This is a genomic window from Luteibacter sp. Sphag1AF (assembly GCF_014192715.1).
GTDB lineage: Bacteria > Pseudomonadota > Gammaproteobacteria > Xanthomonadales > Rhodanobacteraceae > Luteibacter.
Genome location: NZ_JACHYH010000007.1, coordinates 92942 through 119112, shown reverse-complemented (window position 1 = coordinate 119112; position 26171 = coordinate 92942). Strand labels below are relative to the sequence as shown.

Here is a 26171-nt window from a genome sequence, read left to right as displayed (position 1 = left end):
TCTTCTTGTAGAAGGGCCTCGTCTCATATCGTGCGACCGGATGCGCCATCCCGGAGAATTTCACCAAGCCGTGAGCCCGTTCATCCCACTTGTGGTGTGAAGGAGATAGTCTGCGCCATTCCCGCAGGAGCCCCCATGGTCACGGCACCGGTATCCCCCCATGAATCCGCACGCCTGTCCCGGCTACGGGAGCTGAAGGTACTGGATACAGCGCCAGAGCCCATTTTTGACGCGCTGGTGCGGGCCGCTTCCCTGGTTGTGGGCACACCCATCGCGCTGGTCAGCCTGATCGACGCTGATCGCCAGTGGTTCAAAGCCAACCATGGCCTGAAGGGCGCCGTGGAAACGCCGCTCGAAGCAGCATTCTGTACCTATGCCATCCTGGGCGACGCCGTCTTTGAAGTGCCCGATGCCACGGCCGATCCGCGCTTTGCCAACAACCCGCTGGTCACCGGCGCACCGGACATCCGCTTCTATGCAGGCGCCCCCATCACGCTGAGCAATGGGATGACGATGGGCACGCTGTGCGTCATTGACCAGGTGCCGCGCCACCTCACCGATACGCAGCGACTCATCCTGAAGGAACTGGCCCATGCTGCCGCCCTGGCGCTGGAGCAACGCGCCGCCGCGCTGGAACGCGACGACACACTGAGCCGCGAAGTGGTGCTGGAGCGGCAGTTGCGCCACACCGCACAGGAATGGGAAGTGCGCCTGCGCGCCAGCGAAGGGTTTCTCCATCGCACGGGTGCCATGGCCGGTGTGGGTGGCTGGGAAATCGAGCTGGCCACCGGCAGCATCCTGTGGTCCGCACAAACCTGCCGCATTCACGACCTTCAGCCCGGCTACCAGCCCACGCTGGACGAGATGCTTGCGTTTTATCCGCAGCCCGGTCGCGAAACCCTGGGCGAGGCGTTCTCACGCGCCGTGGCCGAGAGCACCGGCTGGGACCTCGAATTGCCGCTGGTCACTGCGGCGGGACGGCCACTGTGGGTACGTATCGTTGGCCATGTGGAACCAGCGGGTGGTCCGGCGCAGCGGCTGGTCGGTGCCGTGCAGGACACCACGGACAGGCGTCGTGCCATCGCCGCGGTGGAGTCCAGCGAGCGTCGTTTCCGCAAGCTGTTTCATTACAGCCTGGGGCTGATCTGCACGCACGATCTGGACGGTGTATTGCTTTCGGTCAATCCGGCGGCGGCAAGCTCCCTGGGCTACACCGTGGCCGATGTGATGGGACGTCCGATGACCGACTTCCTGCGCCCGGCTGCGCACCGCCATTTCGAGGCCTATCTGCGTCGCGTGGTGCAACATGGCACCGACTCCGGGCATCTGGAACTGGTGGGCCGTGACGGCGCCTCGCGCATCTGGGCATACCACAACGTACTGGATCAGGACGGCGACGAGACCTATGTGCTGGGCCATGCCCAGGACGTCACCGAGCAGCAGAAGAACGAGCGGCAACTGCGCGAATGGTCGCTGAGAGATCCCCTCACGCATTGCTACAACCGTCGTTTCCTTTCGCAACTGGCTGGCGAGACCACCGACGAAACCCTCGGCCTCATCACCATCGACCTCGACCGTTTCAAAGCCATCAACGACACCTACGGTCACCAGCGTGGCGACGACGTGCTGGTGGAAATGGCCCGTTATCTGAGTGCGCACACCCGCACCCATGACGCCGTGGTCCGCCTGGGTGGCGATGAATTCCTGATCGTTCTGCGTGCCGCCAGCAACGTGTTGCTGCAATCGGTCTCCACACGCCTGGCTGCCGACGCCGCCGATGCGCCTATCGCCTTCACCCTCGGCCTGTCGCTGAAGGCGCCGGGCATCGCCCTTGAAACGGCCATCGAGCAGGCCGACCGACGCCTGTATGAAGCGCGCGCCGGTCGCCCCGGACAGACTTCGTTTTCACCACCCTGACCACCTGCCCCAATCTGTCCATCAGGCATACGGCATCCCCCTTCTGGCCAGAAGGCAGACCGGTCGCGCCCTGATAGGCTGGTTTCACCGGGGAATCGACCACAGGACGATCCACATGCACGATCGGGAAAGCACGCGGCTTGCGATCATCGGCCTCGGCTATGTAGGTCTGCCGCTGGCCGTGGAATTCGGCAAGCAGTACGACACCATCGGCTTCGACATCAACGCTGCCCGCATTGCCGAGCTGCGTCTCGGGCGCGACAGCACCCTGGAAGTGGATGCGGACGAACTGAACGCTGCCAGCCAGCTTCGCTTCTCCGACTCGCTGGATGATCTGGCCGGGCGCAACGTCTTCATCGTGACCGTGCCCACACCCATCGACAGCGCCAAACGTCCCGACCTGACCCCCCTGGTCAGGGCAAGCGAACTCATTGGCAGCGTGCTGAAAGCGGGCGATGTCGTCATCTACGAATCCACCGTGTATCCCGGTTGTACCGAAGAAGTATGCGTCCCCATCCTTGAGAAGGCCTCGGGCCTGACCTTCAACAAAGACTTCTTCGCAGGCTACAGCCCCGAACGCATCAATCCCGGCGACAAATCGCACCGGGTCACCAGCATCCTGAAGGTGACCTCCGGCTCCACGCCGGAAACCGCCGATTTCGTGGATGGCCTGTACAGCTCCGTCATCACCGCAGGCACGCACAAAGCCAGCAGCCTGAAAGTGGCCGAGGCAGCCAAGGTCATCGAGAACACCCAGCGCGATCTCAACATCGCACTGGTCAATGACTTGGCCATCCTCTTCAACAAACTGGGCATCGACACCCTGGAAGTCCTTCAGGCCGCCGGCACCAAGTGGAACTTCCTGCCCTTCCGTCCCGGCCTGGTGGGCGGCCACTGCATCGGCGTGGACCCCTACTACCTCACCCATAAAGCCGCCGAAGTGGGCCATCACCCTGATGTGATCCTCGCAGGCCGGCGCACCAATGACGGCATGGGTCCGTATATCGCCAGCGAAGTGATCCGCCTGATGGTTCGCAAGGGCATCAACCCCGTGCAGGCACGCGTTCTGGTGCTGGGCCTGGCGTTCAAGGAAAACTGCCCGGACCTGCGCAACACCCGCGTCGTGGACATCCTGCACGCGCTGCGAAGCTACAACGCCACAGTCGACATCCACGACCCCTGGGTCAACGGTGCCGATGCAAAGCATGAATACGGCATCACGCCCGTGTCCACGCCTGCGCAAGGCGACTACGACGCGGTGATCGTGGCCGTGGGTCACCGCGAATTCGTGGCGATGGGTGTTGATGGCATCCGTGCCTTCGGCAAACCGGCCTGCGTGGTATACGACGTCAAATACGTGCTGCCGCGTCACGCGGTGGACGGCAGGCTCTGACGCGCCGTGCCATGAAAATCCTCGTCACCGGCACCGCCGGATTCATCGGTTCACACGTCGCCCAGCGACTGCTGGACCGTGGTGACGAGGTCATCGGGCTGGACAACCTCAACGACTACTACGACGTGACGTTGAAGCAGGCGCGCCTTGAGCGCGTGGCTGCACACCGCGCATACACGCACGTGCATGCTGATCTGGCTGATCGCGATGCCATCGAATCGCTGTTTGCCACGCATCAGCCCGAGCGCGTCGTGCATCTGGCCGCGCAGGCCGGCGTGCGTTACGCGGCAGAAAACCCGCATATCTATGTGTCCAGCAACGTCACCGGCTTCCTGCATATCCTCGAAGGATGCCGCCGGCACCAAGTCAGGCATCTGGTGTTCGCCTCCACCAGTTCGGTGTATGGCGCCAACCGTTCCCTGCCCTTTGCAGAAACGCAGTCCACCGAGCACCCGCTGACACTTTACGCGGCCACGAAGAAAGCCAACGAGCAGATGGCCCATAGCTACGCGCACCTGTACGGGCTTGCGTGCACCGGCCTGCGCTTCTTCACGGTGTACGGCCCGTGGGGTCGTCCGGACATGGCGCTGTTTCTCTTTGCGCGAAAAATGCTTGCCGGGGAACCGATTCCCGTGTTCAACCACGGCAAACATACGCGCAGCTTCACCTATGTGGACGATATCGCCGAAGGGGTGGTGCGCACGCTGGACCACCTGCCCGTGCCCGATCCGCAGTGGGACGGCCGCATGCCCAATCCGGCCACCAGCGGCGTGGCACCGTATCGCCTCTACAACATCGGCAACGAAGAACCCGTGCCGCTGATGCACTACATCGACGTGCTTGAATCGTGCCTTGGCCGCAAGGCCACGCTGGAGATGCTTCCGCTGCAACCGGGCGATGTGCCCGACACGCAGGCCGATGTGTCCGGCCTGATATCGGCCGTTGGATATAGACCGAAAGTGTCGGTAGAAACCGGTGTTGCCGAATTTGTACGCTGGTACCGCGACTATTACCGGGTGTGACGCCCCAACAAGCACCTTGGCCGGGAGGCTCCGTGATCGTCGATTACTTCCATCACAACGGCCCATCCACGGTGGATGCCGACTTGTGCATCGTGGGCGCGGGCGCCGCAGGCATCGCCATCGCCCGGAGTTTTCTCGGCACTGCTACCACCGTGTGTATCGTGGAAAGTGGCGGCCTGGGAGGCGAAGAGCGCACGCAGGCGCTGTACACCGGAAGCTCCGTAGGAAGTCAGCCATTTGATCCGGGCAGCTCGCGCATGCGCGTGTTCGGCGGAAGCTGCAATCTGTGGGGTGGCGGTTGCATACCGCTCGGCCAGCAAGACATGGGGCCGCGCGACTGGGTGCCACACAGCGGCTGGCCCCTGGCCTATGAAGAACTGGAGCCCTACTACCTGCGCGCACGCGACTATTGCCGCATCGAGCCGCACGATTTTGCCAACGGATCGTTCCTTGCGCCGCTGGCTCACACGCCCATACCGTTTGATGCGGACAAGCTGGTCAACCAGGTTTTCGCACGCAGCCCGATCCTGTTCGGACGCGCCTACCACGATGAACTCGCCCAGGCGCCCAACATCACGGTGCTGTTGCACGCCAACCTGCTGGAGCTGATGCCTTCGGACGACGGTGCCACCGTACGCGAAGCACGCATCGGCACCTTGAGCGGACGTCAGGGCAGCATTCGCGCGCGTCACTACGTGCTGGCGTCCGGTGGCATCGAGAACGCCCGTCTGCTGCTGCTTTCGTCCCATGTGGTGAAAGAAGGACTGGGTAACGCGCACGATCTCGTCGGCCGGTTCTTCATGGACCACCCCAGCGGCAGCCTGGGCACCGTGCATACCGAAGACCCGGCACGGCTCACCACACCCTACGACCGCAGCCTGGGCAAGGGCGTCGCGCCCTCGTTTCCGGAAATCGGCCTGTCCACCCAGGCTCAACGTGCGCACGGCATGCTGAGTGGTCGCGTCCACCCCTTCCCTGTCGAAGGCGACGTGCCCAAAGGATTGCGCGCACTGCGCGAGTTGCGCGCGTCGTTGCGCACGCGAAAACTGGACGAGAACGCCGTGCTGGAAGCGCGCCTGTGTGCTGCGATGAAGAATGGCCCTTCGGCGGGCGACAGCACCGTCGCCGGCAGCACCAGCAAGCTGACACTTGCATGGCGGCTTGGGCTCGGATTGGGTGACATCGCCAAAGCGGCTTACCAGAAACTCGCCCGCCGACCGACCGTCGCCAGCCAGCACGTCGAGCTGATCGGTTATTTCGAGCAGGCCCCCAACCCCGACAGCCGCATCACGCTGAGTAACGACGTGGACGCACTTGGCCTGCGCAAAGTCAGTGTCGATTGGCAACTGACCTCACTGGATCGCCACACCTACCGCACCTCAGCCGCCCTCTTCGGCGCCGAACTCGCAGCCGCATGCAACGGACGGTTTGAACCGGCGCCCTGGATCACCGATGAATCACTTCCAGTGGAAGTGCATGGCACCGCCCACCACATCGGCACCACCCGCATGTCCCCCGACCCCGCACAGGGCGTGGTAGACACCAACTGCCGCGTGCACGGCATCAACAATCTCCACATCGCCGGAAGCTCTGTCTTCCCCACCGGCGGCTGGGCATTCCCCACCTTCACCATCGTGGCCTTGAGCCTGCGTCTGGCCGAACACCTGCGCGAAATCATGACCGTGGTTTAGCCGCTGTATGCGTGTGGGAGCGAACTTGCTCGCGAAAAAAGTGGCTCCCAGCCCGATCGCTTGCCAAACCACTACAACCGCATCACCGGTCCCCGATGCCGCATGGTCACCTCCTGCCGCGCCACCAGCTCCCGTTCCATCGCCTGCTGCATGGCCAGTTGCCTGGCCTCTTCATCCAACTGCTGCGCCAGCTCCATGCTTTCCTCCCGGGGCGGTACGCGCGTCTCCATGTCCAGGGTCAGCGTGCGGTCGGGCATGCTGATCGTGATCTGATTGTCTTCAAGCTGCGCGTCCTGCACACAGCCGGGCCGGCGAAAACCCGCCCGCCGCACATCGCACGCCAGCACCGCGACCTGATCGTCGGATACCTGCATCGGCAACTTCACCCGCAGCTCGGCATATAACGGATCATCCCCGGGCACGGGCGTACTCGCCCGCGGCTTGCGCACGGCCACCGGATGCGGCGAAGGCAGCAGCTCGCTGCGGTCTTCGGGGTGAATTTCATCGCGGGCGCGCTGGCGTTCAAGCCGGAGCCTGTAGGTATCTTCCAGCCACGCGTGCGCGTCCGGATGAGTTACGCGGGTCATCAGCGGCGGATGTCGGGGCGTGACGGCGGCCTGCACGTGCGTCCACGCACCCATGCGGTCGCGCTGGTAGTAGTCGTGCCTTGTGCCGATGAGCGTGGGATTCGTGTGTGGGCGCTCGATCGTCGCAGCGGAATACGCGCTCATCATGTCCACACTGTAGCTGCGTTGTTCGCGTGCCGGCATGCTGTCCAGCGTGACGACCTCGGCGAGTGTCCTGGCCATGCGGTTTGCGCCGCCAAAGCGGTTGTCGAGCATGCTTTTCCAGAGCGCCGCGGTCTTGATCTCAGCGCCTCTTTCGTCGATGCGAAGAGCCTGAAGGACTTTGCGCGGGGTCCACGCGTCCCGATCCACGTGGATCTTGTCGAAGCTCAGTTCGTGAGCCGTCTGTACATCGATGACCGGCAGATTGAGGGCCAGATCAGCCCGCTGATATTTGTTCATCCGCTGATGACGAAAGGACAGATCTTGTCTGATCAAATCAACGCCAAAGGCGTCCCATTCGCGCTCGGTCAGCACCCTGCCGTTATGGGTCTTCGCATACTCCTGTGCATACAGATTGGCGACCGCGCCGGGCATGTTGTCGTTGCGGACCACGCCCAGAGCGAGAAGACCATAGCCATCGTTTCCGGGGAGACTGGCCAGGTAGTTCCAGTAGCGTTCGCGATTTCCCCTGCCAGCGTAGTAGGCAAGTATTCGCAGGTCTTTCTCGGACAACCCTGCAAGCGCGGCCGTCATGCATGGACCTCCGCGTTCTTGAGCAGTGCACGAACATGCGCTTCAAACTGCGCCCAGTACGGCAACAACACGCGCATGTAGTGGATCGAGACATGGGCTTTGTACTCAGGAATCAAAAATTCGTGAGTGCAATTGGACCGGCGACCGTCACGCTCGATGTCATCGATGACACGCCCCTGTTCGATATGCAGCCCATCCGGGAATAGGTGCGATGAGCAGCGGATGAACGTGGTGGGAATACCTTCCCTATCGAGCTGCACGAACCAGTCATCGTTATTTTCCGGCTCGGAAGCGCGGCTATTGGGGCCGTGATATTTCGTATAGTGCGCCTTGATCTTGTCGAAGTTTGCGTAGTACGGCGTCAGCCCGTGGACCGGCTCACCCTTGATGCGCATATCCAGATTCCAGGCCGGATTGTCGCGTTGCTCCGGATCATCCGGACTCATCGGTTGGATCGATGTCATCATGAGGGTTCGATACCCTTCGTCCGTTCGCCGTGATACGTGTACGACCGTTATCCGCAGCGTTGAAAAATACGTTTCCGGATCGTCGTGAAAATCCACGCCCATCGGTATCGGCTGCATGGCGGGCCAGCGCACAGCGAGGTCAAGGGTGTCCCGATCATCCTGACCGTCCTGCCAATTGAACAGGTTTTTGGGCAGCTGAAAACGCTGCCTTCCCAGACACGCCTCCAGCATCTGATTCCCCGGACGCCGCGCGGGCGGACGGGCGCCGCACGGGTTCGGCCCCGTGGTGTCGTTGATCGGCACGGGGGAGGTGGTGCATGCCGCCATCAGGGAAGCGACAAGGGCGATGATCGGTTTGGGCAGGGGCATGGGTTCTCCGGGAACATGAGGCGGCGGTGACAACGGTGGGGGGTACCGTGGCGTGCGGCTGAGTACCGCCTGGCGAATACCGGGGCCGGTGATGACTTGCTGACGTCGACGCAGGGTCATCAGCTCGGCGGACGTGGGCAGGCCAAAGGACGCCCGGCTGGCCCCCTGGGCCACATGCGCGTCGTGAAACACGTCCAGTGCCGCCCTCTGCGCCTCGGCCCCGGCAAGATGGGATGGCGCCTGCACCACGCATCGGCTGAAGCGCCGCATCACCTCCGGCGTGGTTCGGTGGTAGACCGCCTGCAAACCTTCCAGCCCTTCGACGGTGGCGAGCCAGCGCATCGTGTGCGAGCCGTGGGTCAGGCTGTTCAGGCGACCGAACCCCTCCAGCTGATGGATCACGACCAGCGGCCGGGCCTGGGGATCGTGGTGTTGCAGGTGCGCCCGCCACTGGGCAACGAAGGTGTCGATCACCAGCGATGCGCCTCGACGCCGGTCGGCGGGGATATGCAGGTAGAGCGTCGTGCGGCGCGGATCGCGACGTGCAAACACGTTCCCGCAGCGGTCCACGGCATCGCTGTCCGCGTGACGCGGCGCAAAGGGTGCCAGCGGCTCGCGCAGTTCCTGCCAGACCCTGGCGAGGGAGGCTGAGTCCAGAGCAAGCCACTCCTGGAGGGCATCGCGCGTGGAAGGCTTCAGCCCCGGATGATCGGCCAGCATCCTCAATGGGCGGTGATCCGGATCATCCTCGCACGCACGGCACACCCGACACAGGTCAGTCAGTGAGACGACGGTGCCCGGCTCGTCCCCTCCATGCAGCACGTCGTCCAGCGCGTAAATCAGCGTCACGAAGGCATGGCGGACCTGACTGGCAAGCAAAGGATGTCGCGACGACGTGGCGGGATACCAGTGCGCGGCCAGTTGCCGTAACGCCTCGTCATCCCAGCCATGCGGTGTCCACGCCTGCCGCAGCGGATTCCACGCATGGCCACCGCCGAAGGGCATGACACTCACCACCGCGTCTCCACGGGCGGCACGCCATTGCGCCGTTGCCTTATACGTGACGCTATCGGTGTCGATGACCAGCACCGGGCCATCGACATGCCGCAGCGTGGCCATCAGCGCCAGGCCCTTCAGGCGAGGTCCTGCCACCAGCACCGAGGCCGTCTCCGGCGCGAACAGGTTTTGTCCGAAGCGTGACCCCATGGCGATGCTGCCTCTGCGCTGGCCTTGCCGCATCCACTCGCGAAGGCGCGGCTTTGCAAACGGAGGAACCGGGGCCGGCCAGCAAGTGCGCTGGTAGTCGTGCAATTGCCAGCCCAGCCACGCAAAGAACAGCAGCGTGGGAAGGAAGCCAGCAAGGCTCCAGCAGAGGAGGCCGGTGGCGATCGGTTTGATGTTGGGCGCGCTGAGGTTGTTCCAGAGCACCAAGGTCATCAGGGGGCCATGCACCGGATGCCGAACGTTGTACACCCAGGAAATCAGGGCACTGGCTACGCTCATCGAAACGACCAGCGCAATGAATACAAAAACCAGCGCACAAAAACGTTTTGCCCATGGCTCCATGCCAGGTCCTCAAGAAGGTGAATACGATCCGTGTCCGACGATGATGGCATAGCGCTCGAACGCGCGCCGAGTCGATGGGCACACGTCACGCGTGGAAAGTGATGGGGTTGGCGGGTGTCATGTGACGAGTCCACGTCGCGAGCAATCTCGCAGGAATTCGCGAAAACCCACCCCACCCCGGCCGGCTACACCATCCGGCCTATCCAATCCTGACCGTTCGGCGCATGGCGCGCGGGCATCCCGAAGACTAACGTCGGCTTCGCCTCCAGGGAGGTTCTGCACACAAACGGCAAAGAGGTCATGAGGATGCTTCGGATTCTGCGTCTGCGCATCGTGCGCTGGCTCCTGCTGCTGGGCGTCTGTGAACTGCTTCTTCTGGCAGGTTCGCTCAACGTCGCCATGTATCTGCGATTCTTCCTTTACCCGGACGATCTGGCGGAGTTCACCCAGCATCTGCCCCAACGGTCGTTTGTTTTCGCCGTGGTCATCTTCCTGGGCATGCTGGCTCTTGGCGAATACCGCACCCACCTTCGCACCAACTGGCTGGGCATCGTGGCGCGCCAGGCCGTGGCTTTTATACTGGGCGGCATCGGGCTGGTGGTCGTTTATTACGCCATTCCCCAGGCGTACGTCGGCCGCGGTGTCCTTTCCATGGCGCTGGTGATCGGCTTCCTTGCCGTCGCCACGTTCCGCATCGCATTCATGCGGCTGGTGGAACTGGAAGCCCTCAAACGGCGCGTCCTGATCCTGGGCGCCGGCGAACGCGCTGCCCAGATTCACAACCGCATGCGTCGCCGTTCCGACCGTCGCGGCTTCACCGTGGTGGGTTACGTGCGCTGCCCCAACGATCCCATGGTGGTACCCGAGCCTCTGGTCATCACCACACAGCTGCCGCTGCATGCCATCGCCACGCATTACCAGGTCGATGAAATCGTCGTGGGGGTCGACGACCGTCGCGGGCGCCTGCCCATGGACGATCTGCTGGAATGCCGCCAGGCCGGCGTCACCATCACCGACCTGACGACCTTCTTTGAACGTGAATCCGGACGCGTGCAGCTTTCCCTGCTTGACCCGTCCTGGCTCGTATTCTCCCGGGGTTTCAATGCAACACCCATGCATCTGTTCGTGAAGCGATGCTTCGATATCGCCGCCGCGCTGCTGATGCTAGCCCTGCTCTGGCCGCTGATGCTGCTGGTCGCACTGGCCATTGCCATTGAATCAGGCCGCGGCCAGCCCGTGATGTATCTGCAAGAGCGCGTGGGGGAACACGGCAAGCCCTTCATGCTCTACAAATTCCGCAGCATGCGCACCGACGCCGAATGCGACGGCGTGGCCCGCTGGGCCTCACAGGGTGACAGTCGCGTGACCCGCGTCGGCCGCATCTGCCGCAAGCTGCGCTTTGATGAACTGCCGCAGCTATGGAATGTGCTCAAGGGCGAAATGAGCATCGTGGGACCGCGCCCGGAACGTCCGCAATTCGTTGCCGATCTGGCGACCAAGATCCGTTACTACACCCTTCGCCATTGCCTCAAGCCCGGATTGGCCGGATGGGCCCAGCTCAGCTATCCGTACGGAGCATCGGAAGAAGATGCGGCGGAGAAGCTGAAATACGATCTGTTCTACGTGAAGAACCACAACCTCTTACTCGACATGGTGATCCTGATCGAGACGGTGGAGGTCGTGTTGTTCGGACGTGGTGCACGCTGATGAAAACGCACCGGTCAGCGTTGTGGTCGGGTCTGGCTGGTGGCAAGGGTATGCATCGGCGAGCTGTACCAGTCACTGACACGGTCATGCTCGAAACGAATCCAGGAGGGACCATAGTCCCATTGATCGTCGTGCATGAGCAGCGGCTCCCCCTGCACGCTGCGCACTTCGTCACGCGACATGCCCAATGTCAGCGTCGGCACCTCACTGCTGCTGGCAGAGCGGCTGGCTACGCCATCCACGGCTACCGCACTCCCGCCTTCGTCGGCCGTAGCGAACGGATCCAGTTGCCACACCAGTACCGCGCCGATCACCACGGCGGCGAGCAGCACCCAGCGCATCCGCGATGCCGGGGCCTCACGGACATCACGCCCGGGCAAGGGCTGCGATACGTAGTCACGCGTGATCGTGACGCGCGGCCCGGCCGAGGCGCCGGGCAATCGACCGTGCCTGCGCAGGAAATCCATCGCCGCGCTGTATTGCGCGGTAACGCCCTGAAGTTCGTTCGCGCTGTCCGCACCGGGAAAACGATCCGGGTGCAGTTGGGCGACGTGGCGGCGATACGCCTGCTTGAACTCGGCCACGGCACAGTCGGGACCGACTCCCAGCTTCTGGTAAAGGTCGAGGAAATCGGTCTCACCGGACACAGCACATCCTCTTCATTGCCGTCGGCCCCCAGCGTCGCGCACAGCGCGCACGGCGGCAAGCACAATTTGCACACGGGCCGCCGGATCAGAAGCCTCATATGGGCGACGGGTGCCTGTCTTGCGATGGCCGCATCAGGAGTCGCCATGGCCACCTCGCCCCCGGCGCTGGGCGCGCATACGCTGCTTGGCGTGGGTGAGGGATCGGGCGTGTCGCCCGCTGTCACCGCGCCGCTGACCACGCAAACCACGGGCAGCTCTTTCCTGGTGCTCGATGGTGGCTACATCAGCAACAACGGCACGCCGGCAGACAGCTATGGCAACCGCTGGAAGCGTGTGGCCCAGGTGCCCTACGGCAACGAGTACGGCGACCGCTTCGACGTGAAAGCCTATGTGGCCGACAACGCCCACGGCGGCCCGGACCACACGGTTCGCATCAACAAGCCCGGTGAGCCCGCTGGCGAGATATCCGTGCCCTTCATCGAGATTCGCGGCGCGAACACGCTGCACGCGATGACCAGCACCTATGCGCCGCCTGCGCTCGTCGTCACCAGTGGCGCCGTGCAGACGACCGGGCCGGCCACGCTGATTGCCGTGTGGTGGGGCGATGGCGGCGTGAAGAAGATGACTGCCGAAGCAGGCGATGGCTTCACCGTGATTGACCGCTTTACCGACCTGCCCGACGAAAGCGGAGTGCAGGTCGCGGTTGCAACGCGCCAGGTGGCAGGACCTGGTGTCTGGCAGGTCACCTGGACTGCCGCCCCCGTACAGGGCGCGCTTCTGTTCCTGTTCGCCTTTCAGGCGCCCTGACCTCACGCGCGGAGAGCACTGTCATGCTCGGCACCTATCTTTCGACCTCGCGGTACGACGAACTGCTTCAGCACGGACGCACGGTCTCCACGCCCCTGCTTCATTTCGACGAGGAAGTGGTCACCCAGTCATACAACCGCGCCCCGTTCCTGATCGGCCATGACCTCACGGCTCATCCGATGTTTTCGCTGACCAGCCTGTTCGCGCTTTGCCGCCGTATGCCCGTCGAAAGCATCCTCTATCGCATGGGCGCCATCCCCGGCAACGCTGACCTGGATACGTCCTACGACCGTTACCGCGCCGGTCTCACTCTGGACAGCGTGCTGGACGGCTTCGAGGAACATCAAGCGTACATCTGCATCAACAATCCCGAACGCGACCCCGCATACGCCCCGCTGATCGAAGGCCTGATGGGTGAAGTAGCGTCGCGCACGCATGCGCTGGACCCCGGCATCACCTGGTTTTCCACCTATGTGTTCATCTCCACGCGCGATGCGGTCACGCCGTATCACATGGATCGGGAGATGAACTACCTGCTTCAGTTGCAGGGCAAAAAGACCGTATATCTGTGGGACCCCATGGATGAAACCGTGATGTCTTCCCGCGAGAAGGACCACCTGCTTGCCCATGTGGGTGGCCGGCCACCCTACAGCGAGGCGATCGAGCCACTGGCCACCGAATGGAACCTCACCCCCGGCCTGGGCGTGCATCACCCGTTCATTGCTCCGCACCGAGTGCATACCGGTTCGGAGCTGTCGGTGTCGCTGGCCCTCACTTTCCGCACGCGCCACTCGGACATGGCCACCGATGCACATCGTCTCAACGCGCGCCTGCGCGGCCTCGGTCTGCATCCCCGCGCCGTGGGCCGCAGCGAAGTCGTTGATCGCGCCAAATGCCACGTGGCGAGGCTGGGTCAACGGGTGCACCGGGGCTTCGATGCACTGGCTCATCGGGGCATAGACCAAACGGCCTAAGGCCAATAGCCCGGCAAATGCAGGAAAAAACGCGCCTGACCACACTTCGGTTAGCCCGTATGCCGTATTCCACCAGGCGCGCTTCGCACTGACGATAGGCACAAGGGGAAAGGGTCGTTCCATGCCGGGCAACGCATGGCCTTTTTGAGGAAGCGTGAGAGAGCGAGAGTCCATGAATCCGTTCATTACGGCCAACCGCACCCAGGACGATACGCCGCCAACGCTGGTCGATGTGCTGCCCTGCCACGTCGCCCAGGTGGGCCCGCGCTGGAAGCACTACGAATACGCGCTGGACGCGGCCCTTCCCGAACTGGTCGAACACGCCGTGCTCAAGCATGGCGTGGGAGCTGAGATGCTTTTCTGCATCGCGCTGGGCCTCGTGGAAGCGCGCCTGACCGGCGCCAGCCGCGTTCCCGCATGGCGCAGCTACGATGGCGTGAATCTGCGCGCTTACCTCACCATCGACGACGATGCCAGCCACGACGCGTGGCTGACGCAGCAGATCCATGCGCTGCTCGCCGCCGAAGTTCACGCCCGCGGTCATGCGCCATGGATCGTGGTGGACACCGATACGCGCCCGGCCTGCGATGGCCCGAATGCCAGCGACGAACCCTGCTGCGGCAGCCGCTGGCGCCTGATGATCGAATCGCCCGCCCGTATCCAGGTCGACTTTCCGGCACCGTTCACCGATGCGGCCATGGATCTTCTGGCCGGCGCCGTCGTTGAAGTGCTCTGCACGCTGCTTCACGAAGGCGCGCGCTCCATGCACGACGTGGGAGTAATGAGCGCCGACGAGCGCCGCCGCATCCTGGAAGACTTCAATCACACGGCCCGTCCGCGTCGTGCCGGAGACACCGTGCACTCCCTGTTTGCCGAGGTCGCCGCTTCCAGTCCCGACGCTGTGGCACTGGCATGGCAAGACGGCACGCTGACCTATGCGCAGCTGGACGCGCAATCCTCGCGCGTGGCAGCCGGCCTTCTGGCTGCGGGCATTCACGCCGAAGCGCCTGTTGGCCTGCTCGCCCTGCGCTCGCCGGGCGCGATTGTCGCCATGCTGGGCATCCTCAAGGCCGGCGCGGCCTATCTGCCTCTGGACCCCTCCCAGCCGACAGAGCGCCTCAATTTCATGCTGGCCGATGCCGGCGCCACCACCGTCATTGCCTGTGGCGCCACGGCAACCGCCGGGCTGACCGCCACCGTGCTCGACATCAGCCATCTGCCCGCCGAAATCGCCCCTGCGCTGCCGCCTGGCACGGGCGAGTCGCTGGCGTACGTGATGTACACGTCCGGCTCCACGGGTACCCCGAAGGGTGCGCAGATCGAGCATCGCTCCATCATCCGGCTGGTGCGCGATGTCGGCTACGTTGCGCTGACCGCCGACACGCGCGTGCTGCACGCCGCGCCACTGGGCTTTGATGCAGCCACCTTTGAAATATGGGGGCCGCTTCTGAATGGTGGCACCTGCGTCGTGCACCACGAAGCCGTGCCCACCGCATGCGGGCTGGAGGAAAGCATCGTTGTCCACGGTGCCCGCGTCGCCTGGCTGACTGCCGCTCTGTTCAACGCCATCATCGACGAGAACCCGGCCAGACTCGCTGGCCTGAAACACATCATCACAGGCGGCGAAGCGCTGTCGCTCGTGCATGTGCGCAAGGCGCTGGAAGCGCTGCCGAACACGCAGCTCAGCAATGGCTACGGTCCCACCGAATGCACGACGTTTGCGACCACCTGGGCCATTCCCCGCGAGCTGGACCCGGCGCTGCAAAGCGTACCTGTGGGTCGGCCCATTGCAGACACCACGCTGTATGTTCTGAACGCGCGTGGAGAACCCGTCCCAGTGGGCGTAACCGGTGAGCTGTACATCGGTGGCGCGGGCGTGGCGCGTGGTTATCTCGGCCGCCCCGAACTCAACGCGCAGCGCTTTCTCAACGACGTATTCGCAGGCTCAGGCGGACGCCTGTACCGCACGGGCGACCTGGTGCGCTGGCGTGAGGACGGCACACTTGAATTCATCGGCCGCCGCGACGGCCAGGTGAAGATTCGCGGCTACCGCATCGAACTGGGCGAAATCGAACACGCCATGCATGCGCTGCCGGGTGTCCGAGACGCGGCTGTGATCGCGCGCGACGACGATCACGGCGGCAAGCGCCTGCTGGCCTACTACGTGCCGTACCCGGATGCACCTGCGGCCGCCGCCTTGCGCGACGCGCTGGCCAGGACGCTTCCCGCCTTCATGCTGCCCGCCGTCTTCGTACCGCTGGAGTCCATGCCGATCACCGCCAACGGCAAGCTGGACCGCCGCGCGCTTCCCATCCCCGGCAACGACCGCCCGGCGCTCGCTGGTGACTATGTGGAACCGGTGAACGACAACGAACGTGCGCTTTGCGGCATCTTCTCCGACCTGCTTGGTATTGCCCGCATCGGTCGTGACGATCACTTCTTCGACCTCGGCGGTTCATCGCTGCTGGCGACGGCTGCGCTTGCGCGCATTCATGCCGGTATCTCGACCGCCGTCAGCGTAGCCAGCTTTTTCGCTGCTCCCACGCCCGCCGCCATCGCAGCGAGCCTGGCCCAGGCAGCCCCGGCACCGGTCGCCGAAGCGCCACGCGATATGCCCGCAGCCTCGCCGGTCGCGATCACCGCCATGGCCGGGCGCTTCCCGGGCGCCGCCGACGTGGAAACGTTCTGGGACAACCTGTGTGCATCGCGCGAATCCATTACCACCTTCACGCGCGAGGATCTTGATCCTGGCGTGCCTGCGGATGAGCGCGACGATCCGAACTATGTATTCGCGCGCGGCATTGTCGATGGCGTGGAAGATTTCGATGCCGCCTTCTTCGGTATGTCGCCCCGCGAAGCCGAGCTGACCGACCCGCAGCAGCGCATTTTCATGGAGCTGTGCTGGGAATGTCTTGAGCGCGGCGGCTACGTGCCCGATGCCCAGACGGCGCCTGTCGGCATCTTCGCCGGCATGCACAACGCCACATACTTTCAGCGTCATCTGCAAACGCATCCGGAGCTGATTGCCCGCTTTGGTGCTTTCCAGACCATGCTGGGCAACGAAAAGGACTATCTGTCGACGCATGTTGCCCACAAGCTCAACCTCACCGGCCCCGCCATCAGCATGAACACGGCGTGCTCCACGTCGCTGGTGGCCATCGCCCAGGCATTCGATGCGCTGCGCGCCGGCCGCTGTGACATGGCCCTGGCGGGCGGCTCGTCGATCACCTGTCCGCCGCGCAGTGGCTACATCGCGCAGGAAGGCTCCATGCTGTCTCCCGACGGCCATACGCGCAGCTTCGATGCGAACGCGCGTGGCACCGTTTTCAGCGATGGTGCCGCCGTGGTCCTGCTCAAGCGGCTGGACGACGCACTGCGCGACGGCGATCCGGTGTATGCCGTGATCCGTGGCGCCGCCGTCAACAACGATGGCGGCGGCAAGGCCAGTTTCACGGCCCCCAGCAGTGCCGGTCAGGCCGCCGTCATCACGGCCGCGCTGCGCAATGCAGGCGTCGATGCAGGCTCGCTCTCGTATGTGGAAACCCACGGGACGGCAACTCCGCTCGGCGATCCCATCGAGATCGAAGGCCTCACCCATGCGTTCCGCAGGCACACCGCGGCTACCGGCTTCTGCGCCATCGGCTCGGTTAAGAGCAACGTCGGTCACCTGGTCATGGCGGCCGGTGCGGCAGGCGTTATCAAGACGGCGCTCGCGCTGGCCACAAAGCAGATTCCCGCTTCACTGCATTACGTCGCACCCAACCCGGCACTCTCCCTCACATCCTCCCCCTTTGTGGTCAATGCCGCGTTGACGCCGTGGACGCACGGCGAATCGCCACGTCGCGCAGGCGTCAGTTCGTTCGGTGTGGGCGGCACGAATGCCCATGTGATTCTGGAAGAAGCACCCGCGCGCACACCGTCCGACCCCGCTGAAGGCGCGCAACTGTTGCTCGTTTCCGCGCGTTCAGACGCTGCCGTGCAGCATGCCTGGCAGCAGCTGGGTGCGCATCTTGCCCGCGCGCCGGAAAGCAACCTTGCGGACGTGGCGCTGACGCTGGCTCACGGCCGCAAGGCGTTCGCGCAGCGTAGCTGGCTGGTGGCGGACGATGCGGCCCAGGTGGCAAGCCAACTCGCCGATCACGCTGCGCCCGTGCGCCAGGTGTCTGCGCAGCACGCGCCTGTCGTCTTCCTTTTCCCGGGTCAGGGCTCGCAGTACGCCGGCATGGGTCGTGAACTGTATCGCCGCGAACCGGTTTTCCGCGATGCGCTGGATGCCTGTGTCGAAGCACTGCGTGATGACCTCGGTTTCGACCTTGCCGAACGCATGTTTGCCGATGATCCGGAAGCACTTCGCGAAACATCGCTTACTCAGCCGGCGACGTTCGCTATCGAATACGCGCTGGCCAGGCTGTGGATGAGTGCGGGGGTGCGTCCTGCCGCCATGATCGGCCATAGCGTCGGCGAGTTCGCTGCCGCCGTGCTCGCGGGTGTCATGTCGCTGGGTGACGGCGCGCGGCTCGTTGCCCGGCGAGGCAAGCTGATGCAGGCGATGGCACCCGGGACCATGCTGTCGGTACGCATGGATGCCGCCTCGCTCGCTGCGCGCCTGCCCGCCGAGCTTTCACTCGCTGCGGAAAATGCGCCGTCCGCGTGCGTCGTTTCCGGAGAAACCGCGCCTATCGAAACCTTCCGTGCAGCGCTTGATGCCTCTGGCATCGCCTGCCGCGTGCTGCATACCTCGCACGCGTTCCACTCCGCCATGATGGACCCGGCACTGGCTGCGTTCCGCGCCGAAGTCGCCGCGATCACCCTGAATGCTCCGGACATGCCGATCATCTCCACCCTGACCGGCATGACCCTGACCGACAACGAAGCGATGTCCGTCGACTACTGGACACGTCATCTGCGCGGCACGGTACGCTTTTCCGGGGCCCTTACCACCCGGCTCGATCAGGGCACGCATGTGTTCCTCGAAGTGGGCCCGCGCAACACCCTGACCCTGTTGACCCGCCAGCATCCGAATGCCCGCCAGCATGTGACCGTCGCTTCCCTGGCCGACTCGGCGACCGCCGAGCGCAGCACCTGGCTGGACGCGATGGGCCAACTCTGGGCCAGCGGCGTGGACGTCGATCTATCTGTGCTTGACCGCCGCCAGCATCGCCAGCGTGTGCGCCTGCCCACTTATCCCTTCGAGCGTCGCCGTCACTGGGTGGACGCCTTGCCGCAAGGCATCGCGCCGGCCATCGCGCCCGATGTCACCCCTGCCACTTCCATGCCCGCGTCACCGGAGCCGTCCATGGCCATGCCTGCCGCCCCCCGCACGAGCCGCCTCATTCCCGAGCTCGCGGCCCTGTTTGAAGAGGTTTCCGGCAACGACTTTGCCGACAGCGCGCCGGATGCCAACTTCCTCGAACTGGGCCTGGATTCGCTGTCGCTCACCCAGGTGGCGCTGCAATTGCAGAAAACGTACGCGCTGAAGATCACCTTCCGCGAGCTGATGGAAAACTGCTCCTCGTTCACCGCACTGGCCGCGCACATCGACCGGCTTCTGCCACCGGAAGCCAGCGCGCCTGTCGCTCAGCCCGCGCCTGCCGCCCCATCTGTCGCTGCCGCGAGTGCGCCCGCCACCACCGTCACGGGAAATCTGATGCAGGACGTGATCCAGCAGCAGATGCAGATCATGCAGCAGCAACTGGCACTGCTTGCCGGTGCGCCGAGCGCGGCTGTACCAGCGCCTGCCGCGGCAGTAGCCAGGACACCGGACGCGCCCGTCGCCGACACCGAAGAAGCCGCACTGGCCCACACCACTTACGACGTCAAGAAGGCATTCGGCGCCATCGCACGCATCCATTCCACGTCGACCGAACTGACCACGCGCCAGCGCGGACGCCTGGATGCTTTCATGCGCCGCTACATCGCGCGCACCGCTGCGTCGAAGGCCTATACGACAGAACATCGCGACCATCTGGCCGATCCCCGCGTGGTGAATGGCTTCCGTCCGTTGCTGAAGGAAATGATTTATCAGATGGTTGTAGAGCGCTCGAAAGGCTCACGGGTCTGGGACATCGACGGCAACGAATATATCGACGCACTCAACGGTTTTGGCATGAACCTGTTCGGCTGGCAGCCGGACTTCGTGACCAGCGCCGTGCGCGCACAGCTAGACACCGGCTACGAAATCGGGCCACAGCACCCTCTGGCAGGCGTGGTGGCGCGGCAGATCTGCGACCTCACCGGCTTCGACCGCGCTGCCCTGTGCAACACCGGCTCTGAAGCGGTGATGGGCACCGTACGCATCGCGCGCACTGTCACGGGCCGCGACACGCTGGTGATCTTCACCGGCTCGTACCATGGCATCTTCGATGAAGTGATCGTGCGCGGCACGAAGAAGCTGCGCTCGGTTCCGGCGGCTCCCGGCATTCTGCGCAACACGGCCGAGAACGTGCTTGTGCTTGATTACGGTACGCCCGAGTCGCTGGCCATCATCCGCGAGCGCGCCTCCACCATCGCCGCCGTGCTTGTAGAGCCCGTGCAAAGCCGCCGCCCGGATTTCCAGCCGCGCGAATTCCTCCAGGAACTGCGCGCCATCACCGAAGACGCGGGCGCGCTGCTCATCTTCGACGAGGTGGTCACCGGCTTCCGCACGCACCCGCGCGGTGCGCAGGCCATGCTCGGCATTGATGCCGACCTGGCTTCGTACGGCAAGGTGGTCGGTGGCGGATTCCCCATCGGCGTCATCGCAGGCAAACGCCGCTTCATGGACGCACTGGACGGCGGCCACTGGCAGTACGGCGACGACTCCGTACCCACCGTAGGCGTCACGTATTTTGCCGGCACGTTCGTACGCCATCCGCTGGCGCTCGCCGCCGCTCATGCGGTGCTCACGCATTTGTCCGAAGCGGGCCCGGCGTTGCAGGAATCGCTGAACGAGCGCACCGCTGCATTCGTGGACGAATTGAACATCTTCTGCACCGCCGTCGGCGCGCCGATCAAGGTGGTGCACTACGCCTCGGTGTGGAAGACCACGTTCCCGGAAGACCACCCGATGCAGGAATTGCTGTTCGCCATGATGCGCAGCCGGGGCATCCACATCCTGGATAACTTCCCCTGTTTCTTCACCACTTCGCACAGCGAAGAAGACTTCGCTGCGATGGCGAAAGCCTTCAAGGATTCCGTACTGGAGTTGCAGGAAGCCGAATTCCTGCCGCGCCACATCCTTGAAGCCCGCACGCTGGACGTGGATCGGCCGCCGGTCGAAGGCGCCCGCCTGGGCCGCGACGCCGAAGGCCATCCCGCCTGGTTTGTCCCCCATCCCGATGTCCCCGGAAAGTATCTGAGGGTGAACGCATGACTCCGAACGACGTGATGGCGGCTACCCAGGCTGTCGACTACGATCCCTTCGCTGGCGTGGCGCTTGCGCGCGTCGTCCCGACCACGGCGCCGCAGCGCGAAATCTGGCTGGCCTCCACGTTGTCCGAAGAGGGATCGCTCGCCTATAACGAATCTGTCTCGCTGGAACTCACCGGCCCGCTCGACACCACCGCTCTCGTCGCGGCTCTCGCGGACCTGGTTACCCGGCACGAAGCCCTCCGCGCGACCGTGAGCGTCGACGGCGAAGAACTGTGCATCGCACAGGAGCGCGACCTGCCGTGCCCCCTGGTCGACCTGGCCACGCTTGATGCAGCGGCGCAGGCCGCCGCCATTCAGGCCGCGCTGGACGACGCCGTCACCACACCGTTTGATCTCGAGCACGGTCCCCTGTTGCGCGCGTCACTGCTGCGCCGCGGCCCGCTGCATCATGTACTGGTCCTCACCGCCCATCACATCATCTGCGATGGCTGGTCCTTCAGCGTGCTGATGAATGATCTGGCCACCCTGTATGGTGCGCGCGTCGCCGATGGCTTCGCACCGGCACCCGCGGATTCATTCGCCGCCTACGCGATGGAAGAAGCCGTGCGTGCCCGCGGCGCGGACAACGCGGACGCGCGCTCCTACTGGGTGTCGCGCTTCAGCGGCAGCGTGCCGTCCCTGGATCTGCCCACCGACCGGCCACGCGCCCGCCGCCGCACGTTCACCTCGCGCCGCGAAGACCGTGTGCTGGACGCTGAACTCGTCTCGGCCATACGCCGCATGGGCGCCAAACGCCATGCCAGCCTCTACGCCACGCTGCTTGCGGGCTTCGCGCTCGCTCTTGAACGCATCAGCGGCCAGCAAGACCTGGTGATCGGCATTCCGTGCGCAGGACAGGCTGAGGGAGGTCACGATGCACTGGTCGGACACTGCGTCAACGTGTTGCCGCTGCGCACAGAAGTGAAGCCGGAGCAGTCGTTCGGACAGCTGGTGGACGACGTGCGCGGCGGCCTGCTGGATGCGTTTGACCACCAGCAGTACACGATTGGCAGCCTGCTTGCCCACCTCTCGCTGCCGCGTGATCCTGCGCGTCTTCCGCTGGTGAGCGTGCTGTTCAATCTCGATCAGGCACTGGACACCTCCACGCTCAGTTTCCCGGGCCTTGGCTTCACCTTCTCGGCGAACGCACGCCGCTACGAAAACTTTGAACTCTTCATCAACGCCGTACAGGTCGACGGCACCCTCCGTCTGGAATGCCAGTACAACGCCGACCTGTTCCAGCCGGCCACCATCGCCGCATGGCTTGAGGCCTACGAGACACTGCTGCGCGGTGCCACCGAAGCACCCGATGAGGAAGCCCGTCGCCTGCCTGCCGTATCCGATGCGGGCCGCCAGGCGATCATCGCCATGCAGCCCGCGCCCACGCCGTATCCGGAGAACCGGCTCGCCCACGAAGCCATGGAGCAGCAGGTCGACGTCACGCCAGCTCGCGCTGCCGTACGCCACGGAGCCGAGCGGCTGAGCTATATCGACCTGGAGCATCGTGCCAATCGCATCGCTCACTGCCTGCGCAAGCGCGGCGTGGGACGCGGCTCACTCGTCGGCTTGTGCGTGTCGCGCGGTACCGACATGGTGGCGACGCTGCTTGGCGTGCTCAAGGCAGGCGCAGGTTATGTGCCGCTGGATCCGGCGTTCCCTGCTGACCGCCTGGCCTTCATGGTCGAGGATGCAGCACTGGCTGCACTCATTGTGGACGTGCCGCCCACCGCGTTTCCGTTTGATCCGGCGAAAACGCTGATCCTCACGCATGATCGCGACGAAATCGAGCACGCCCCCGCCACGCGCCTGCCACGCGACGAACTCTCTGCCACCCCGGATTCCGTAGCGTATGTGATCTTCACCTCTGGCTCGACGGGCCGCCCCAAGGGTGTGCGCGTGCCCCATGGCGCGCTGTCCAACTTCCTCACCAGCATGCAACGCGTTCCCGGCATCTCCGAAGCCGACCGGCTGGTAGCCGTGACCACGCTGTCGTTCGACATCGCTTTCATGGAACTGATGCTCCCGCTGTCCGTGGGAGCCGAGGTGATCGTGGCCGATCACGACGACGTGCGTGATGGCGCCGCGCTGCGCAACCTGGTGGAGCGCAGCCACGCCACCATGATGCAGGCCACCCCCGCAGGCTGGCGCATCCTTATCGAGTCCGGCTGGCAGGGCCATTCCGGATTCCGCGCCGTGTCGGGTGGCGAGCCGCTGGCCGTCGATCTGGCCGAAGCGTTGCTGCAACGCTGCGGCAGTGTCTGGAACGGCTACGGCCCCACGGAAACCACCATCTATTCCACGTACTGGGCTGTGAAGGCGCCCCGCGAAGGCATCGTCATCGGCACGCCCATCGCCAACACCACCGTCTACATTCTCGACGCTGCCGGCTCGCCGTGCCCGCTGGGAGTGCCTGGCGAAATCCATATCGGTGGCGCGGGCGTCACGCTGGGTTATCTCAATCGCCCTGAACTGACCGCCGAGCGCTTCGTGCGGGATCTGTTCTCACCCATGCCGAACGCACGCATGTATCGCACGGGCGACCGCGGTCGCTGGCTGGCCAGTGGCCAGATCGAACACCTGGGTCGCCTGGATTTCCAGGTCAAGGTGCGCGGCTATCGCATTGAGCCGGGCGAAATCGAGTCGGTACTGGTCGACCTGCCGGAAGTGGCACGTGCGGTCGTCATGGCTCGCGAAGATCGTCCGGGCGATGTGCGGCTGGTGGCCTATGTCGTCGGGGTGGATGGCGCCAGGCTGGACGAAGGCACGCTGCGCACGGAAATGAAGATGCGCCTGCCCGATTACATGCTTCCGCAGCACGTGATGCTGCTGGATGCCATTCCGCTGCTCCCCAACGGAAAGACGGATCGCCGCGCGCTTCCTGCACCACCCGTGCAGTCGGTGGCCACCGCGACGGATCGCACGCCGCCGCGCAACGACGACGAACGCCGCGTCGCCGCCGCGATGGAAGCGGTGCTCGCCCTTCCGGACCTCGATGTTCGCGACAACTTCTTCGCGCTGGGCGGCCATTCCCTGCTGGCCGCGCAACTGACCGCGCGTCTCAATCGCGAATTCTCGGTGAACCTGTCGTTCCGTACGCTATTCGACGCACCAACCATCGCCGAACTTGCCCTGGCCATCGCAGACCTGAAGGCCGCCGGGCATGAGTTCGCGCATCACCCCATCGTTCGCCGGCCCATTCAGGACCGCGCGCCCGCCTCGCTGATGCAGGCGCGCCTGTTTGCCCTGGAAGAGATGCAGCCGGGCCGCGTGACCTACAACGCGCCTTCTGCGCATCGCCTCACCGGCCTGCTGGACACGGCCGCATTCGAGCAGGCCTTTGCCGCACTGGTGGCACGCCAGGCCAGCCTGCGCACGTCGCTTCGCCGCGAGGGTGACGCCATCGTGCAGGTGGTGGCGCCGCACTTGCCCACCAGGCTTTTCCCCGCCGAAGACCTCTCAGCGCTGCCACCGCATGAACGCGAACGCACCCTCATGCGCCGCCTCCAGCAGCTCACCGACACGCCGTTTGATCCGGCCACCGCTCCGCTGTTCAGCGCGAAGATGTTCCGCCTGTCCGACGAGAACCACGCGTTCTTCTTCATGCCGCATCACATCATCTGGGACGGCTGGTCGTTCGACATCCTTTATGCCGAGCTGTCGGCACTGTATCGCGCCTTCTCGCGTGGTGAACCCTCGCCACTGGCTGCGCTGCCGGTCAGCTACGGCGATTACGCCACCTGGCATACCCAGTGGCTGGAAGGTCCGCAGTTTCGTGAGCAGCTGGAATTCTGGAAGGACCGCCTGTCGCGTTGCCCCGCCGCGCAGGCGCTGCCCACCGACATGCCGCGCCGCCCGGGCATGTCCGGCAAGGGTTCTACCGAATGGATACGCGTGTCACGGGACACCACCGATCTTCTGCACGAAGTGGCACGCAGTGCTGATGCCACGCTCAACATGACGCTGCTTGCGCTGTACTACGTGCTGCTATCGGGCATGTCCGGGCAACAGCACCTGGTCGTCGGCACACCCGTTCGCGGGCGCAACCAGACCGAGGTCGAATCGGTGATGGGTTACTTCAACAACCTGCTCCCGCTGCACGTCAGCATGCATCCGGAGATGACCTTCCTCGACTTCGTTCGCCATGTGAAGAGCGTAGCCCTGGAAGGGTTCGGTCATCCCGATGTGCCCATGGAATACCTGACCCGCGAGCTCAAGGTCAGCCACGGCGGCGGCAACGTGCTGTACCAGGCACTGTTCTCCTTCCAGGATGCACGCCAGCGGGTGGTGGACTGGGGTGGTCTGGAACATGAGCAGATCCTGCTGTTCCAGAGCGGTGCCACGGAAGACCTGGGGCTCTGGTTCCTGGAGAATGCACGCGGCATGGTCGGTGGCGTGACCTACAACGCCGACCTGCTTCACGCGACCACGGCAGCCACCATGCGCGACCGCTATCTGTCACTGCTGGCCAGCGCCGGGCGGGATGCGCGGCAAACAGTGGGAAGCCTGCGCGAACTGGCCGAGGGCATGATGCGACCGGCGACAAGCGCGACGGTCACCCCGACGCCTGCACCGATCCTGGCGACGCACACGGCGACGCGTACACCGTCCGAAGCGATGCTTGCGAAGCTCTGGGGCGAACTCCTGGATGTATGCGACGTGCATCCGGGCGACAACTTCTTCGACCTCGGAGGTCACTCACTGCTTGCCGTCGACATGGCCAACCGTGTACGCCAGGGCACTGGCGTACAACTGAACCTGCTGGACATCGCGAACGGCACACTCGGGACGCTGGCGGCGGAACTGGATGCCGCCGGTGCACGTGGGGCGCGCAAGCCAACCTCTCTGTTCGGCAAGCTTTTCGGCCGGCGCTGAGACCATGTCCAGCATCGGTTCGGGGGGG

12 protein-coding genes are annotated in these 26171 nt (G+C 64.4%); 9 read left to right on the top strand and 3 right to left on the bottom strand.

Annotation, left to right across the window (positions count from 1 at the left end; translation table 11 throughout):
• The first annotated feature begins 135 nt into the window (after positions 1-135).
• From FHW69_RS15895 to FHW69_RS15880, 4 genes are all read left to right on the top strand, one after another.
• On the top strand, positions 136-1917 hold the full coding sequence (locus tag FHW69_RS15895) for a diguanylate cyclase (RefSeq protein ID WP_183424080.1): 1782 nt from the start codon (positions 136-138) through the stop codon (positions 1915-1917).
• Between the two features lie 115 nt (positions 1918-2032).
• Positions 2033-3310 (top strand): Vi polysaccharide biosynthesis UDP-N-acetylglucosamine C-6 dehydrogenase TviB, encoded by a 1278-nt coding sequence (gene tviB / locus FHW69_RS15890; protein WP_183424079.1) that lies wholly within the window; start codon positions 2033-2035, stop codon positions 3308-3310.
• Positions 3311-3321: 11 nt separating this feature from the next.
• Positions 3322-4332: an NAD-dependent epimerase gene (locus FHW69_RS15885; protein ID WP_183424078.1), complete on the top strand. Its 1011-nt coding sequence runs from the start codon at positions 3322-3324 to the stop codon at positions 4330-4332.
• Positions 4333-4364: 32 nt separating this feature from the next.
• Positions 4365-6023: a GMC oxidoreductase gene (locus FHW69_RS15880; protein WP_183424077.1), complete on the top strand. Its 1659-nt coding sequence runs from the start codon at positions 4365-4367 to the stop codon at positions 6021-6023.
• A gap of 71 nt (positions 6024-6094) precedes the next feature.
• Here the strand turns inward: FHW69_RS15880 and FHW69_RS15875 are convergent, their stop codons facing one another.
• Positions 6095-7345 (bottom strand): hypothetical protein, encoded by a 1251-nt coding sequence (locus tag FHW69_RS15875; RefSeq protein WP_183424076.1) that lies wholly within the window; start codon positions 7343-7345, stop codon positions 6095-6097.
• Positions 7342-9747, bottom strand: coding sequence for a type IV secretory system conjugative DNA transfer family protein (locus FHW69_RS15870; RefSeq protein WP_183424075.1), 2406 nt, complete (start codon positions 9745-9747; stop codon positions 7342-7344). The genes FHW69_RS15875 and FHW69_RS15870 overlap by 4 nt, the downstream gene beginning before the upstream one ends.
• Before the next feature lie 306 nt (positions 9748-10053).
• Here FHW69_RS15870 and FHW69_RS15865 point away from each other — a divergent pair, with 306 nt between their 5' ends.
• Positions 10054-11454, top strand: a complete 1401-nt coding sequence (locus FHW69_RS15865; RefSeq protein ID WP_183424074.1) for a TIGR03013 family XrtA/PEP-CTERM system glycosyltransferase — start codon at positions 10054-10056, stop codon at positions 11452-11454.
• 14 nt (positions 11455-11468) lie between these two features.
• Here the strand turns inward: FHW69_RS15865 and FHW69_RS15860 are convergent, their stop codons facing one another.
• Positions 11469-12101 (bottom strand): DnaJ domain-containing protein, encoded by a 633-nt coding sequence (locus tag FHW69_RS15860; RefSeq protein WP_183424073.1) that lies wholly within the window; start codon positions 12099-12101, stop codon positions 11469-11471.
• 144 nt (positions 12102-12245) lie between these two features.
• On the opposite strand from FHW69_RS15860, the gene FHW69_RS15855 reads away from it, so the two are divergent.
• The 4 genes from FHW69_RS15855 to FHW69_RS15840 all read left to right on the top strand — a co-directional run bounded on the left by FHW69_RS15855 (position 12246) and on the right by FHW69_RS15840 (position 26143).
• A complete protein-coding gene (locus tag FHW69_RS15855) occupies positions 12246-12908 on the top strand; it encodes a hypothetical protein (protein WP_183424072.1) in 663 nt (220 codons plus the stop codon).
• 23 nt (positions 12909-12931) lie between these two features.
• Positions 12932-13882: a transcription factor jumonji JmjC domain-containing protein gene (locus FHW69_RS15850; RefSeq protein WP_183424071.1), complete on the top strand. Its 951-nt coding sequence runs from the start codon at positions 12932-12934 to the stop codon at positions 13880-13882.
• 172 nt (positions 13883-14054) lie between these two features.
• On the top strand, positions 14055-21233 hold the full coding sequence (locus FHW69_RS15845) for a polyketide synthase (RefSeq protein ID WP_255494848.1): 7179 nt from the start codon (positions 14055-14057) through the stop codon (positions 21231-21233).
• Positions 21230-26143, top strand: coding sequence for a non-ribosomal peptide synthetase (locus tag FHW69_RS15840; protein ID WP_183424070.1), 4914 nt, complete (start codon positions 21230-21232; stop codon positions 26141-26143). The genes FHW69_RS15845 and FHW69_RS15840 overlap by 4 nt, the downstream gene beginning before the upstream one ends.
• Positions 26144-26171 lie beyond the last annotated feature (28 nt).